The sequence below is a fragment of the Streptomyces bottropensis ATCC 25435 genome (assembly GCF_000383595.1).
Taxonomy (GTDB): Bacteria; Actinomycetota; Actinomycetes; order Streptomycetales; family Streptomycetaceae; genus Streptomyces; species Streptomyces bottropensis.
Window position 1 is genome coordinate 1,587,066 of record NZ_KB911581.1, and the last position, 13,662, is coordinate 1,600,727.

Here is a 13,662-nt window from a genome sequence, read left to right on the forward strand (position 1 = left end):
TTGCTTGTGAATGTGAACGCTTTCACGAATCCCTCAACAAGTGAAGGGCCGATCACCAGACGGACTGGTGTGGTCCTGTGGATTGAGGAGGGGTTCTGGCGCTTGCTTGAGCCGGGTGTTGCGGGCTGTCCCGAGCGCCACGTAGAGACTCGCAAACCTCAGCGGCGGATACAACCCCTTCCGGAAAGTTTTTTTTGATTCCTCGGTGTCGACTGTGTCACAGCCGTACTTCCATGGGGTGGACCCTGGCCTAAACGTTCGAGTGGAAGGACTTTTGCCCGTTCCGCTCACACAATCACACGCAGTGCACGGCGTACGCCTGTGAACGTCACGCTCGTACGCAGTCCGAGGTGGTCGCCGTCCATCTGGAGGGGGAGAGGGGCCTTCGAATGCAAGGTGAAGTCGGTCAGATCGTGCAGGGTGGTGGCGTGCTTGCCGCGGGGTCCCCGCTCGGGGGACGAAGTGAGCAATTGTGTGCCATATCGGGCGAGCGCGGGCGTCGACATGCGGCTCAGGCCGAGCACGTCGAGGCCTTTATCGAACGAGGCCTTAGGCGACGCGTACACCGGGCGATTACCCAGAAACGTCCACGGGGACGTGTTGCAGACTATGGACAGCACAAGATCGGAAATCGGATCCTGGCCCGCCTGCTCCACGGTGATCGTGCCGAGTCTGCGATGCGGCTCTTCCAGGAACTGCCGAAATGCCTGACGCAGGTAAAGGGCGTGTGTGGATTTCCGTCCGCGTTCCCGTTGTTGCTCGACACGGCCGATCACACCCGCGTCGAATCCGAAGCCGGCGCAGAAGGTGAACCAGCGGGACGGCACCGCCTCGTCCTCCGTACCCGGTGTGCCCGAGGCCATGCCCAGTCCGACCGTGCGCTCCCGGCTCTCGCGCAGGGCGTCGAGCAGGACGCCGGTCGACTCCACGGCGTCGTTGGGCAGTCCCAGCGCACGGGCGAAGACGTTGGTGGAGCCGCCGGGAACCACGGCGAGACGGGGGAGGCGGTCGGGATCGGGGCCGTGGTGCAACAGGCCGTTGACGACCTCGTTGACCGTGCCGTCGCCGCCGAGGGCGACGACCAGTTCGATGTCGTCCTTGCCCTCCGCGGCCTGCCGGGCGAGGTCCCGGGCGTGGCCCCGGTACTCCGTGGTGACCGCCTCAAGCTTCATCTCGCTCGCGAGGGCGTGGATCAGGACATCGCGCGTACGTGCGCTTGTGGTGGTTGCCGCCGGATTGACCACGAGAAGTGCACGCATGGGTTGCAGCGTACCTACTGGGTGGTACCCGGCCCATACCGAGGTGCGGATCAAGGGGAGATCGGGTAGTGACGATGAGCACGCGGGGGCGTGTGGAGGGGCGGCTACCCTTCACGGGTGAGCCCTGAGCAGACCCCCACGCCGGACACCTCCGACGCCGAGCCCCGTCCCGGGCGGCTGACCGCCGCCGCGGCGCTGGCCGCGCTGGAGGGGGCGGCCCTGTTGGTGGGCGGCGGGGCCATGCTCGTCCTGGGCCTCGGCGGCGACTCCGACGACCTGAGCACCGGCGTCACCGGAGGGATCACCCTCTTCGCGCTGGCCCTGCTGCCGCTGATCGCCGCGCGCGGGCTGCTGCTGCGCCGGAGCTGGAGCCGGGGGCCCGCCGTGATCACCCAGATCATGGCGCTGCCAGTGGCCTACAACCTGCTGCGCGCCGACAGCGTGGCGATCTGGGCGGGCATCGTCCTGGCCGTGGTCGCCGTCGCCGCGCTGGTCCTGCTGATCAATCCCGCTACGACCCAGGCCCTGGGGATCCAGGGGCCGGGCCGGGCGGAGGAGACGAAGCGGTAGGTCCTGACGGGGCGCGGGAGCTACTCCTCCACGAGCAGCTTCTCGCGGAGCTGGGCCAGCGTCCGCGCCAGAAGCCGTGAGACGTGCATCTGCGAGATGCCGACCTCCTGGGCGATCTGCGACTGGGTCATGTTGCCGAAGAAGCGCAGCAACAGGATCCGCTTCTCGCGCGGCGGAAGGTCCTCCAGGAGCGGCTTGAGGGACTCCCGGTACTCGACGCCCTCCAGCGCCTCGTCCTCGGCGCCGAGCGTGTCCGCGACGGCCGGGGACTCGTCGTCGGTGTCGGGGACGTCCAGGGACAGCGTGGAGTACGCGTTCGCCGACTCCAGGCCCTCCAGGACCTCCTCCTCCGAGATGGCCAGCTTCTCGGCCAGCTCGTGCACCGTCGGCGAGCGGCCGTGCTGCTGGGACAGCTCGGCCGTGGCCGTGGTCAGCGAGAGGCGCAGCTCCTGCAGCCGGCGCGGGACCCGCACCGCCCAGCCCTTGTCACGGAAGTGCCGCTTGATCTCGCCGACGACCGTCGGGGTCGCGTACGTCGAGAACTCCACGCCGCGGTCCGGGTCGAAGCGGTCGACCGACTTGATCAGCCCGATGGTGGCGACCTGCGTCAGGTCGTCCAGCGGCTCCCCGCGATTGCGGAAACGGCGCGCGAGGTGCTCCACGAGCGGCAGATGCATCCGGACCAGCCGGTTGCGCAGCTCCGCGTACTCGACACTGCCGTCCGGCAGGGCGCGCAGCTCGATGAACAGGGCTCGCGCCCCGCTGCGGTCCTGCGGATGGTGCTGGGTGCTGCGCACGGTCTGCGCGTGCTGCGCGGCCGTCTCGTCGTGTCGCTCGTGCTCGCTCATAGTCCCGCCCGCCGTCACCGTTCCCCCAGCTCCCGACTGTGTTCGTCGAGCGGGGGAGGCCCCAGTCCGCCCTCGTGAGGACGTGGTGATCCGCAGGACACCCTCCGGATCCCGTTGCCCGCCGGAGGGCGCCTCGCGCTCCTCGCCGTCGGCCGGCTCCGTCCACCGAGACGCTCCGGCCGCCGAGGACTCGTCCTCCGGGTGCGGCCTGGCCTGCTCGGGGATGCCGTCGACGCCGTCCGCCAGAGGCGCCGGCCCACTCGGACCGCCGTCGTCCTCCGCGGGAAGTTCCCGTGTGCCGCGTTCTTCGTCCCGCACCGGCCCGTCCCCGTTCCTCACGCCGGCCCGGGTCCCGCGCCGCGCTGTTTGTAGAGGCTGATCGAAACGGTTTTGTCGTCGGCCACCGCGGAGGAGACCTTCCCCGCCAGGGCCGACAGCACGGTCCAGGCGAAGGTGTCGCGCGCGGGGGCGTGACCGTCCGTGGTGGGGGCCGAGACCGTGACCTCCAGTGAATCGTCGACCAGACGGAAGACACAGCTGAGCACCGAGCCGGGCACGGCCTGCTGAAGCAGGATCGCGCAGGCCTCGTCGACCGCGATGCGCAAATCCTCGATCTCGTCGAGGGTGAAGTCCAAACGGGCCGCGAGGCCGGCCGTCGCCGTACGCAGCACCGACAGGTAGGCACCCGCGGCCGGCAGCCGGACTTCCACGAAGTCCTGGATCCCGGGCTCGCCTGCGATCTGGGACACCCTCACCTCCAAGGTGGTACAAGCTTTTTCGGGGGCCGAGGGTCGCCCCCCGGGGTAACGCGCTACGTGGTTCAGCGGTGACGCTATCGCGCTACCGAGCGTCGTGTCCTCGGGGTCCTGAGGACCCCACCCCATGCTGTCACTCATAGTAAGCCTATGAATACGCTCGGTGGCTAGAGGTCTGCGGGCCTCAAATAGGAAGAGCGCGCGCCGGATTGACGTACCCAGGCGTCGGACTGCCGAACCGTGTCACACGAGTACGTCGACGTGTCACGGGGTGACATGGTTCCGTCGTGCGACGACTCCGCTCCGGTAGTCATACCGGTACAGGGACTGTCATACGAGTACATGGTCGACGAAGCACCAGCGCCAGGTCTCGCCCGCCTCGAACGTACGCATGATGGGATGGCCGCTCTCCTTGTGGTGCTCGGTCGCGTGCCGCATCGGCGAGGAGTCGCAGCAGCCCACGTGCCCGCACTCCAGGCACATCCGCAACTGCACCGGATGACTCCCGGCGGCCAGGCACTCCGGGCAGGTGTCGCTCAGCGGTTCGGGCTCGGGGTGCGGCAGCGCCTCCGTGTGCGTGCACTGTTTCATGATTGCCAGGTTACGACGGGTGCGCGGAACGCCGCGCGGAAACGAAGGCGGCGCAAGCGATGCACTTCCTGCCCTTGCTGTTGCTGGTCGCCGGGAGCGCGACGGTGGCCGGTGCCGCCCGGCGTACGCCGGTGCCCGCCCCGCTGCTGCTGGTCGCGGCAGGGCTCGCGGTGTCGTATCTGCCCGGAGTGCCGCACTACGAACTCGATCCCGAGATCGTCCTGCCGCTGATCCTGCCCCCGCTGCTGTACACGGCCGCCAGCGACAGCTCGTACCTCGACCTGCGGGCCCAGCTGCGACCCGTGGCGCTGCTGTCGGTCGGCTACGTGCTCTTCGCGACCCTCGCGGTCGGCTGGGCCGCCTACCTGCTCGTGCCGGGGATGCCACTGCCCGCGGCCCTGGTGCTCGGCGCGGTGGTGGCCCCGCCGGACGCGGTCGCGGCCACGGCGGTCGCCCGGCGGGTGGGCCTGCCCTCGCGGATCACCACCATCCTGCAGGGCGAGTCCCTGGTGAACGACGCGACCGCGATCACCGCCTACCGGGTGGCCCTCGCGGCCACCATCGGCGAGGGCGCGAGCTGGTCGGGCGGGACGGTCGACTTCCTGGTGGCGGCGGTCGGCGGCGTCGCGGTGGGCCTGCTGCTGATGGTGCCGATCCACTGGCTGCGCACGCACCTGAAGGAGGCACTGCTCCAGAACACCCTCTCCCTGCTGATCCCGTTCGTCGCCTACGGCCTCGCCGAGTGGGTGCACGCCTCCGGGGTGCTCGCCGTGGTCGTCGTCGGCCTGTACCTCGGCTACCGCAACTGGCAGGTCGACTTCGCCACCCGCCTCCAGGAGGAGGCCGTCTGGAAGATGGTCGCCTTCCTGCTGGAGTCCGCCGTGTTCGCCCTCATCGGCCTGCAGCTCCCGGTCGTCCTCGAAGGGCTGGGCGAGTACGAGGGGGTCCGCGCCTCCTGGTACGCCGTGGCCGTCTTCCTCGTCGTGGTCGCGACCCGGTTCGCGTGGGTCTATCCGGCCACCTTCCTGCCCCGCTTGCTGTCGCGGCGCATCCGGGAGCGGGAGGACAACCCCACCTGGAAGGCGCCCTTCGTCATCGCCTGGGCCGGCATGCGGGGTGTCGTCTCGCTGGCCATCGCCTTCTCGATCCCGCTCACGGTGAACGGCGGGGACGACTTCCCCGGACGGAACCTGATCCTCTTCCTGACCTTCACGACGGTCATCGGGACGCTCGTCATCCAGGGGCTGACCCTCCCGCCGCTCATCCGCGCCCTGAAGCTGCCGGGACGCGACCAGCAGGCCGAGACCCTCGCCGAGGCCAACGCCCAGGCCCAGGCGTCCCGCGCCGCCGAGGCCCGCCTCGACGAACTCCTCGCCGACGAGCGCAACGAGCTGCCGCCTCCGCTCGTCGACCGCCTCCACACCGTCCTGGAACGCCGCCGCAACGCCGTCTGGGAACGGCTCGGCGCGGTCAACCCGGTGACCGGGGAGAGCGTCGACGACACCTACAGCCGCCTCTCCCGCGAGATGATCGGCGCCGAACGCGAGGTCTTCGTGAAACTGCGGGACGGCCGGTACATCGACGACGAGATGTTGCGCACCCTGTTGCGCAGGCTGGACCTGGAGGAGGCGGCGGTATTCCGGGAGGCGTCCTGAGACGGTCCCGGGGCGCCGGCCGGTCTAGGGCGCGTGGTCCTCGAACGGGCGTCCGGTGATCACCGCGGCGAGCGTCGTCCCGCGCGCGAAGGCGCCCTCCGCCGCCAGGGCGACAAGTCCGTAGAGCGACTTGGCGACATAGAGACGCTCCACGGGCAGGGCGTGGCGGGCCTCGAAGTCGACGGCGAAGGCGTCCAGTTCGGGGGTGGTGCGCGCGTAGCCGCCGCAGTGGAAGCGGTCGTCGAGACGCCAGTCGCCGCGCGGTCCGCCGAAGGCCCGCTCCTGCAGCCTTCGTATCTCCTCGTCGAGGAAGCCCCCCTTGAGGACCGGAATTCCGAGGGCGCGCTGGCCGGGGGCCAGGCCGGCGGCCAGCCCCGCGAGCGTGCCGCCGGTGCCGCAGGCCAGGGCCACGACGTCGGCCCGGCCGCGCAGTTCCGCGCCGAGGTCCTGGCAGCCGCGCACCGCGAGACTGTTGCTGCCGCCCTCGGGGACGACGTACGCGTCCCCCGCGTCGGCGGCGCGCAGGACGGCGGCCAGGGCGGCGGGGTCGGACTTGCGGCGATAGGTCGATCTGTCGACGAAGTGCAGCCGCATGCCGTCCGCCGCGCAGCGGGCCAGGGACGCGTTGAGCGGACGGTCGGCCAGTTCCTGACCGCGGACCACGCCGATGGTGGGCAGGCCCAGGAGGCGGCCCGCCGCCGCGGTGGCGCGCAGGTGGTTCGAGTAGGCGCCGCCGAACGTGAGCACCGGCCGGCCGGCCGCCGCGCGCAGGTTGGGGGCCAGCTTGCGCCACTTGTTGCCGACGAGCCGCGGATGGATCAGGTCGTCGCGCTTGAGGAGCAGCCGGACGCCGTGGCGGGCGAAGCGCTCGTCCACCACCTCCTGCAGAGGGGACGGCAGCACGGGGTCCAGGGCGGCGACGGGGTCGGGGGCGGAGGACTGGCCGGTCACGTGCCCATTGTCGGACACATGACCGGTCGGCGTCGGGTGCGCCGGCGCTCGTGCCCTATTTCAGGCGGTCCCGTACCCGGTCTCTCATGTGGGCCATGGTGAAGCCCCGGGGGTCGACCTTGCCGGGCTGCCATTCGAGGTGGCCGATGACGGACCGCTGGTTCCAGCCGTGGTGGCGGCAGATCGCGGCGGAGACCCGTTCGATGGCGTCGAGCTGGGCCGCCGGCCAGGGGTCCTGGCCGTCGCCCAGGTTCTCGCACTCGAAGCCGTAGAAGTGGCGGTTGCCGTCGGTGTTGGACTCGTTGTCCGGCGGGAGCGCCTTCTCGGCGATCACGGCCCGCAGTACGTCGTCGTCGCCGAGGCCGGCGTGGTTGGCGCGGCCGTAGCCGACGAGGTGCACCCGGCCGTCCTTGGTGATGACGCCGTGGCACAACGGGCCGGGCAGGCCCTCGTAGCCGTTGCGGCAGATGCGCACGGTGCGTTCGCTGCCGGAGGTGACGGTGTGGTGGATCATCACGCCGTGGACGGGCCCCCAGGGGCCCACGTGGTTGCGGTTGTGATGCTCCCAGTCGCCGACCTCGACGACCTGTACGCCCTCGTTCCTGAGGACGGTGAGGAACCTGCTCGCGGACATGGGTGGGGCCATGGCCGACTCCTTCGTGCTGTCCGGCGGCCGCTGGTCGTGGTCGCCTCGTACGCAGGCTTGTACCCCCCTCGCGCGGTGCGAGCGAGTTGTCGGCGGGGCGTGCGGGTGGATCCGGTCAGATTCGCGCGGCGCTCGGACAGACGCGCGAGCGGGTCGACAGCGGCGACCGACATGCCCACTCTCCCTAAGATCCATTCCCGCTCTTTCGGGTAATAGCACCAACACGCTCCGTGATGCGAGGCTGGTCGGGAGATCGGTGACCGCGATATCAGTGCACACCCGGAGGGGAAATCCGTATGTCGGTAGGCGAAGAGGTTCGCTCGCAGCAGGACAGGCCGCAGCAGAGTCTCGGCACGGCGGCTGCAAGGAACCTGGCCACCACCACGAAGTCCACACCCCAGATGCAGGAGATCAGCTCGCGCTGGCTGCTGCGCACCCTGCCCTGGGTGAATGTGCAGGGTGGCACGTACCGGGTGAACAGGCGGCTCACCTACGCGGTCGGCGACGGCCGCGTCACCTTCGTGAAGACCGGCGACCGGGTGACCGTCATCCCCGCGGAGCTGGGCGAACTGCCTGCCCTGCGGACGTACGAGGACATCGAGGTGCTGGGCGAGCTGGCCCAGCGGTGCGAACAGCGGGAGTTCGCCCCCGGTGACGTACTGGCCGAATTCGGCAGCCAGGCGGAGGAGGTGTTCCTCCTGGCCCACGGCAAGGTCGAGAAGATCGGGACGGGCCCCTACGGCGACGACGCGGTCCTCGGCGTACTGGCGGACGGCGCCTACTTCGGCGACCAGGCCCTGCTCGACCCCGAGGCGATCTGGGAGTACACGGCCCGCGCGGTCACCGCGTGCACGGTGCTCGTCCTGCCCCGTCGCGCCGTCGAGCAACTCGCCGAGCGGGCCGAGACCCTGAGCGAGCACCTTCAGGAGCTGCGCGCGATCCCTTCGCAACGCACCAACAAGTACGGCGAGAAGGAGATCGACCTCGCCGCCGGCCACAGCGGTGAGCCGGACATCCCGCACACCTTCGTCGACTACGAGGCCGCGCCGCGCGAGTACGAACTCAGCGTCGCCCAGACCGTCCTGCGCATCCACACGCGCGTGGCCGACCTCTACAACCAGCCGATGAACCAGACCGAGCAGCAGATCCGGCTCACGGTCGAGGCGTTGAAGGAGCGCCAGGAGCACGAGCTCGTCAACAACCGCGAGTTCGGCCTCCTGCACAACTGCGAGTACGACCAGCGGCTCCAGCCGCACGACGGTGTGCCCGGCCCGGACGACCTGGACGAACTGCTCAGCCGCCGCCGGGGCACCAAGCTGCTGCTCGCCCACCCGCGCGCGATCTCCGCGTTCGGACGCGAGCTGAACAAGCGCGGGCTGGTCCCGGAGACCATCGACATCGCCGGGAACCGCATCCCCACCTGGCGCGGTGTGCCGATCTACCCGTGCAACAAGATCCCGGTGACCGAGGCCAGGACCACGTCGATCATCGCCATGCGTACGGGCGAGGACGACCAGGGCGTGATCGGTCTGCGGGCCGCGAGCATCCCGGACGAGATCGAGCCCAGCCTGTCCGTGCGCTTCATGGGCATCAACGAACAGGCGATCATCAAGTACCTCGTGACGGCCTACTACTCGGCCGCGGTCCTGGTCCCCGACGCGCTCGGCGTTCTGGAGAACGTCGAGATCGGCCGCTGGCGGTGACCCTGTCCGACCGGATTCCGTGTCCCCGCCCCTCAGGGCGGGTGCACTCCGGGACGCGCCCCTCGGCAGCGGCACCACCGACCGCCGGCTCTCCGGGGCGACCCCATGGGTGAGTTCCTGACGCAGACGAAGCGGGGTCCCGCCGAGACTCCGGCGAGGACGGCGAAGTCGGCGTACGCCGAGGGGACGGTGTGCGCCGACGAGGCGGCCGGGGCCGGGGAGCCCGCGGCAGCGGGGGCCCCGGTACGGGTCGCGCAACCGGCGGGAGTCGTCCGGCCGGCGGGGCCGACGGGCGACCGGGGCCGCGAGCGAAGGGGAGTTCTGGAGCCGAAGGGGGGCGGGGAGCCGGTGAGGGCTGGGTCTCCCTGCGGTGACCGGAGCGCGGCCGACCCGGCGGGCGGGCGGAATCGGCTCGACGGGCGCGAGGCGGCGGGAATCCTGGAGCAGGCCCGGGTGTCCGTCGACCCCGAACTGCGCCGGGCCGTGAAGACCCTGCCCCTGTCGATGCGCCGGGTCGCGCGCTACCACTTCGGCTGGGAGGACGCGCACGGCACCCCGGCCGCCGGGAACGCGGGCAAGGCGATACGTCCGGCGCTGGTCCTGGCCGCCGTCTCCGCGCTCGGGGGGCACGAGTCCGCCGCCGTGCGGGCCGCCGCCGCGGTGGAACTGGTGCACAACTTCACCCTGCTGCACGACGACGTGATGGACCGGGACACCACCCGTCGGCACCGGGCGACCGCCTGGACCGTGTTCGGTGTCCCCGACGCGATCCTCGCCGGGGACGCGATGCAGGCCCTCGCCCAGCAACTGCTCGCCGAGGACCCGCACCCGGCGTCCGCCGCGGCCTCCGCACGGCTCGCGTCCTGCGTCATCGAACTCTGCGCGGGGCAGCACACCGACACCGAGATGGAGGGACGCCGGCCCGAGGAGGTCACTCTCGACGAGGTGCTCGCCATGGCCGAGGCGAAGACGGGCGCGCTGCTCGGCTGTGCCTGTGCCGTGGGAGCGCTGTACGCGGGCGCCGGCGAGGAGGACGTCGAGGCTCTCGACGCGTTCGGGCGAGAGGCCGGGCTCGCCTTCCAGCTCATCGACGACGTGATCGGCATCTGGGGGGACCCGAGCCGCACCGGAAAGCCGGCCGGGGCGGATCTCATGGTCCGCAAGAAGTCCCTCCCGGTGGTCGCCGCGCTCACCTCCGGCACCCCGGAGGCGACCGAACTCGCCGAGCTGTACGGACTGCCGTACGAAGAGGGAGATCTGGAGCGCACGGCACTCGTGGTGGAGCGGGCCGGCGGTCGCGACTGGGCGCAGGTTCAGGCCGCCGACCGGATGGCCCGTGCCATACAGGAACTGTCCCGGGCGGTCCCGGACCCGGAGTCGGCCGGCGGACTCCTCGCCCTGGCCGAGTTCGTGACGCGCCGCAGCAGCTGAGACCCGGCGCCCAGGGCCGGCCGATGCTCCGGAGGTGTCGGCGCCGTGCCGACCTGACCACGCGTGGTTCCGGCGCCTCCGGTCGACCGGCGGGTCCCGCACATCCCCACGGTGTGCGGGGCCCGTCGGTCTTTTCGCGCGGGTCAGTGCTCGGGGACGATCGTTTCCACGAGGCGTTCCATCAGGCCCCCGGGGGCCCGCACGCCGGGAAGGGCGCCGTCGAGGACGTCCGGCAGGGTGAGGTGTTCGAGGAGAAGGCCCTGCATGGCCAGGTAGAGGACCATGACCGTCTCGTCGCCGCCGGGGAGACCGGCCTCGCGGTGGAAGCGCATCCCGAACTCCAGCTCTCCGCGCACCGACTCGGTGTACGAGGCGTACAGGGCGGGGCGGCGGGTGGCTTCGAGGCGCAGCTCCAGATGGGCGAGGTAACCGGTGCGGTCCCCGGTGACGCGGGCCAGCAGGTCGCGCATGAAGGCCGTGACCAGGGTCCGGTCCTTCGGTGACGCGAGCAGGTCCTCGACCACGGCCGGGTCGGGTGCCAGGCGTTCCTTCAGTCGGGCGTCGATCTGGTGGAGAAGGGCGTCGCGGTCGGCGAAGTAGTTCGAGGCGGTGCCCACCGGCACCCCGGCCTCGGAGTCCACCGCCCGGAACGTCAGCCCGCGCGCCCCCTCCCGCGCCAGCACCTCCACCGCCGCGTCCAGCAGAGCGGCCCTGCGCTCCGGGTTCCTGACCATCCGGGCTCCCTCGTATCCGAAATCGTCTTGCAACCACTACGATTGAAGTACTATAACTGAAGTGGTTGCACGGTGGTCACGCGGTGATCCACCTGTCGGACGAGGAAAAGAGACCGGTTTGCGCAAGCTCACGTACGCCATCGCCTGTTCCATCGACGGCTTCATCGGGGACCCGGAGGGTGACGCGTCGTACATGTATCCCTTTGTGGTGGGGGAGTACGCGGAGTACCTCCTCACGGAGCACCCGGACATCAACCCGAGCCACGTGCGTCGGCTCGTCGGCACGGACGGCCTGCCGAACAAGCACTACGACACGATCGTCCAGGGCCGCGCCAGCTACGACGTGGCCCTGAAGGACGGCATCACCAGCCCCTTCGCCCACCTGCGCGAGTACGTGGCCTCCCGCACGCTGAAGGAGTCGCCCGATCCGCACGTCGAGATCATCTCGGACGACCTGGTCGGCAAGGTCCGTGAACTCAAGGCGGAGGACGGCGAACTCGGCATCTACCTCTGCGGTGGCGCGGCCGTCGCGGGCGCGCTGATCGACGAGGTCGACGAGCTGATCATCAAGACGTACCCGGTGGTGCAGGGCAGCGGGATGCCGATGTTCGGCTCCGGCTTCGACATCCGCGAGTTCACGCTCGACGAGGTGCGCGGCTTCGACAACGGGGTGGTCGTCCGCAAGTACAGCAGGAAGCGCTGACGGACGGGCCCGCGCGGTCGAGGCGCGACGAGGGCGAGGCCCCGCGCGTCCGTCCGGGAGCCGTGCGCGCGTGACCGGTCGCCGATCGTCCGCGCACGCGGGGAGCGCCCCGGGGCTGTCGGTCATACCCTGAGGGCATGGGCATCGACGAGCATGTCTGCCCGGTCTGCGGACAGCCTGTGGCCACGGTCGTACGGCGGCACAAGACGCTGGGCGCGTGGGTACCGGTATGGAGTCCGGGTCCGTGCAGGAATCACGAGTGTGCGGCGTACGTCGACGAGGCCGTCGAGGCCGAGGACGCCGCCGCGGAGAAGCCCCGGGCGGTGGCCCGGCGCACAAGCGGCAGCCATGGAGCGCATGGTGATCAGGACGCGCGGGCGGGCGGAGCGGGTGAGACCGCCGAGGGGAGGGCCGAGAAGAAGGCCTGACGGGTGCGGCCGCCACCGAGGCGGAGCGGCTCCGACGCCTCCTGCGCGAGCTGCCCGGACCGGGGGGTCGAAGGAGCGTACGCATGAAGTACCTGCTGATGGTCCTGGGCACACAGGCGGACTACGAGGGCATGCGCGGCAAGGCGTCCGCGGGCTCCCCGGGCTGGACGGGGGAGCAGTTGCAGGCCATGTACGCGCACATGGGCGCGATCAACGAGGACCTCGCCCGGACCGGGGAGATGATCGACGCGCAGGGACTGGCGGAGCCGGCGCGGACTCGTTTCGTCACGGCCGGCGCCGACGGCGAGCCGGTGGTCACGGACGGGCCGTACCCGCGGACCGAGGTGCTGCTCGCCGGCTACTGGCTCCTGGACTGCGCCGACCTGGACCGGGCCACGGAGATCGCGGCCCGCGTCGCCAGGTGCCCCGGCCCCGAGGGGCTCACGGAGTATCCGGTGGTCATCCGGCCGGTGCTCGACGGTGCGGGAGACGTCTGAGCCGTTCGTCCCCGTCCCCGCTCCGCTGATTCACCGTGTCGTCGGTGGCAGTCCGCCCGTCTCCGGGGACCGGCCCGTCAGGCAGTACGTGCCGCCCGCCGGGTCGCGCATCACCGTCCAGTGGGAGTGGCGGGCCACGACGGTGGCGCCGAGGGCTTCGTGACGGATCCGGACGGTGTCGATGTCGGCGCAGGCCAGGTCGAGGTGGGCGGAGGCGGGGCGGGGGGCGTCGAGACGTTGGAGGAGGACACGGAAGGGGAGGCCGGCCGGCGGGCGCAGGACATGGAACTCCGGGAGTGAGCCCGGGTGCGAGTCCCAGCCCGACAGGGCCGCCCAGAAGGCGACCTCGCCCGCGAAGCCGGCCGGCGCCACGTCCAGACACACCTGGTCCAGCCGGCTCCCGTCGACCACCGGCGGCCGCACGGACTCCCCGTGCCACGGCACCGCGCAGAAGAGGTGCCCGGCGGGGGAGCGCAGCACCGCCCAGCCGTCGTTCGGGGCGACCACCTCGGCGCCGAGCCGGACCGCCCGGTCGACCAGGGCGGGGACGTCGTCGACGGCCAGATCCAGGTGGGCGCCGCCGTCGCCGGACATCACACCCTGCGCCTTCACGCACGCGTCGCCGGTCTCGGGCAGCAGGGTCACGAACTCACCCCGGTCGCCCCGGGGTGCGGACAGCCGGGTGGCCGTGACCGCCGTCCAGAAGGCGCACGCCCGCTCCAACCCGGCCCTCGGCCGGTCGGCGAAGGCATACGTCCACCGAATCGCACCCCGTGCCGCGTCCGCCCCCTCCGCCTGCGAGTCTCCCTGCGAGCCGACGCCCGCGCCGCCGCCGCTGCCGTCCCCGCGCACTCCGCCCACAGCACCGTTCCCTCTCGGACTCCGGCCCCG

At 71.1% G+C, this 13,662-nt stretch carries 15 protein-coding genes; 7 read left to right on the forward strand and 8 right to left on the reverse strand.

What is annotated here, in order from left to right; genetic code table 11:
- Positions 1–287: 287 nt before the first annotated feature.
- On the reverse strand, positions 288–1,259 hold the full coding sequence (locus STRBO_RS0107155; protein ID WP_005480413.1) for a diacylglycerol/lipid kinase family protein: 972 nt from the start codon (positions 1,257–1,259) through the stop codon (positions 288–290).
- A gap of 117 nt (positions 1,260–1,376) precedes the next feature.
- Here STRBO_RS0107155 and STRBO_RS0107160 point away from each other — a divergent pair, with 117 nt between their 5' ends.
- Positions 1,377–1,829 carry a hypothetical protein gene (locus tag STRBO_RS0107160; protein WP_005480411.1) on the forward strand — a complete coding sequence of 151 codons (453 nt, stop codon included), beginning with the start codon at positions 1,377–1,379 and terminating at the stop codon, positions 1,827–1,829.
- A gap of 20 nt (positions 1,830–1,849) precedes the next feature.
- Here STRBO_RS0107160 and STRBO_RS0107165 read toward each other — a convergent pair whose 3' ends face one another.
- From STRBO_RS0107165 to STRBO_RS0107175, 3 genes are all read right to left on the reverse strand, one after another.
- A complete protein-coding gene (locus STRBO_RS0107165) occupies positions 1,850–3,016 on the reverse strand; it encodes an RNA polymerase sigma factor SigF (protein WP_005480410.1) in 1,167 nt (388 codons plus the stop codon).
- Positions 3,013–3,426, reverse strand: a complete 414-nt coding sequence (locus tag STRBO_RS0107170) for an ATP-binding protein (RefSeq protein WP_005480408.1) — start codon at positions 3,424–3,426, stop codon at positions 3,013–3,015. Before STRBO_RS0107170 ends, STRBO_RS0107165 begins: the two co-directional genes overlap by 4 nt.
- 336 nt (positions 3,427–3,762) lie before the next feature.
- Positions 3,763–4,023 (reverse strand): UBP-type zinc finger domain-containing protein, encoded by a 261-nt coding sequence (locus tag STRBO_RS0107175; protein WP_005480407.1) that lies wholly within the window; start codon positions 4,021–4,023, stop codon positions 3,763–3,765.
- A gap of 59 nt (positions 4,024–4,082) precedes the next feature.
- Between STRBO_RS0107175 and STRBO_RS0107180 the strand changes: the two genes are divergently transcribed.
- Positions 4,083–5,678: a Na+/H+ antiporter gene (locus STRBO_RS0107180; RefSeq protein ID WP_005480405.1), complete on the forward strand. Its 1,596-nt coding sequence runs from the start codon at positions 4,083–4,085 to the stop codon at positions 5,676–5,678.
- Positions 5,679–5,702: 24 nt separating this feature from the next.
- Here the strand turns inward: STRBO_RS0107180 and STRBO_RS0107185 are convergent, their stop codons facing one another.
- Both STRBO_RS0107185 and STRBO_RS0107190 read right to left on the reverse strand, forming a co-directional pair.
- The gene (locus STRBO_RS0107185; RefSeq protein ID WP_005480404.1) at positions 5,703–6,629 is read right to left on the reverse strand and encodes a 1-aminocyclopropane-1-carboxylate deaminase/D-cysteine desulfhydrase; all 927 of its coding nucleotides are present in this window, start codon (positions 6,627–6,629) and stop codon (positions 5,703–5,705) included.
- Between the two features lie 55 nt (positions 6,630–6,684).
- Positions 6,685–7,275, reverse strand: coding sequence for an N-acetylmuramoyl-L-alanine amidase (locus STRBO_RS0107190; protein ID WP_202499693.1), 591 nt, complete (start codon positions 7,273–7,275; stop codon positions 6,685–6,687).
- A 296-nt stretch (positions 7,276–7,571) separates the two neighbouring features.
- On the opposite strand from STRBO_RS0107190, the gene STRBO_RS0107195 reads away from it, so the two are divergent.
- Together STRBO_RS0107195 and STRBO_RS39955 are read left to right on the forward strand one after the other, a co-directional pair.
- Positions 7,572–8,978, forward strand: a complete 1,407-nt coding sequence (locus STRBO_RS0107195; RefSeq protein WP_005480400.1) for a family 2B encapsulin nanocompartment shell protein — start codon at positions 7,572–7,574, stop codon at positions 8,976–8,978.
- Between the two features lie 105 nt (positions 8,979–9,083).
- Positions 9,084–10,409 (forward strand): family 2 encapsulin nanocompartment cargo protein polyprenyl transferase, encoded by a 1,326-nt coding sequence (locus STRBO_RS39955; protein ID WP_005480398.1) that lies wholly within the window; start codon positions 9,084–9,086, stop codon positions 10,407–10,409.
- A gap of 143 nt (positions 10,410–10,552) precedes the next feature.
- Here the strand turns inward: STRBO_RS39955 and STRBO_RS0107205 are convergent, their stop codons facing one another.
- Positions 10,553–11,143: a TetR/AcrR family transcriptional regulator gene (locus STRBO_RS0107205; RefSeq protein WP_005480397.1), complete on the reverse strand. Its 591-nt coding sequence runs from the start codon at positions 11,141–11,143 to the stop codon at positions 10,553–10,555.
- Between the two features lie 118 nt (positions 11,144–11,261).
- Here STRBO_RS0107205 and STRBO_RS0107210 point away from each other — a divergent pair, with 118 nt between their 5' ends.
- From STRBO_RS0107210 to STRBO_RS0107220, 3 genes are all read left to right on the forward strand, one after another.
- On the forward strand, positions 11,262–11,846 hold the full coding sequence (locus STRBO_RS0107210) for a dihydrofolate reductase family protein (protein WP_005480395.1): 585 nt from the start codon (positions 11,262–11,264) through the stop codon (positions 11,844–11,846).
- Between the two features lie 137 nt (positions 11,847–11,983).
- Positions 11,984–12,274: a hypothetical protein gene (locus tag STRBO_RS0107215; RefSeq protein WP_005480393.1), complete on the forward strand. Its 291-nt coding sequence runs from the start codon at positions 11,984–11,986 to the stop codon at positions 12,272–12,274.
- Between the two features lie 83 nt (positions 12,275–12,357).
- Positions 12,358–12,771: a YciI family protein gene (locus STRBO_RS0107220; protein WP_005480392.1), complete on the forward strand. Its 414-nt coding sequence runs from the start codon at positions 12,358–12,360 to the stop codon at positions 12,769–12,771.
- Between the two features lie 30 nt (positions 12,772–12,801).
- Here STRBO_RS0107220 and STRBO_RS0107225 read toward each other — a convergent pair whose 3' ends face one another.
- A complete protein-coding gene (locus tag STRBO_RS0107225; RefSeq protein WP_005480391.1) occupies positions 12,802–13,632 on the reverse strand; it encodes a VOC family protein in 831 nt (276 codons plus the stop codon).
- Positions 13,633–13,662: the final 30 nt, after the last annotated feature.

Excerpts from the sequence above, each read along its gene's own strand:
- STRBO_RS0107220 (WP_005480392.1), top strand. The coding sequence starts at position 12,358 with ATGAAGTACCTGCTGATGGTCCTGGGCACACAGGCGGACTACGAGGGC.
- STRBO_RS0107195 (WP_005480400.1), top strand. The coding sequence starts at position 7,572 with ATGTCGGTAGGCGAAGAGGTTCGCTCGCAGCAGGACAGGCCGCAGCAG.
- STRBO_RS0107175 (WP_005480407.1), bottom strand. The coding sequence starts at position 4,023 with ATGAAACAGTGCACGCACACGGAGGCGCTGCCGCACCCCGAGCCCGAA.
- STRBO_RS0107215 (WP_005480393.1), top strand. The coding sequence starts at position 11,984 with ATGGGCATCGACGAGCATGTCTGCCCGGTCTGCGGACAGCCTGTGGCC.
- STRBO_RS0107205 (WP_005480397.1), bottom strand. The coding sequence starts at position 11,143 with ATGGTCAGGAACCCGGAGCGCAGGGCCGCTCTGCTGGACGCGGCGGTG.
- STRBO_RS0107155 (WP_005480413.1), bottom strand. The coding sequence starts at position 1,259 with ATGCGTGCACTTCTCGTGGTCAATCCGGCGGCAACCACCACAAGCGCA.
- STRBO_RS0107190 (WP_202499693.1), bottom strand. The coding sequence starts at position 7,275 with ATGGCCCCACCCATGTCCGCGAGCAGGTTCCTCACCGTCCTCAGGAAC.
- STRBO_RS0107180 (WP_005480405.1), top strand. The coding sequence starts at position 4,083 with ATGCACTTCCTGCCCTTGCTGTTGCTGGTCGCCGGGAGCGCGACGGTG.
- STRBO_RS39955 (WP_005480398.1), top strand. The coding sequence starts at position 9,084 with ATGGGTGAGTTCCTGACGCAGACGAAGCGGGGTCCCGCCGAGACTCCG.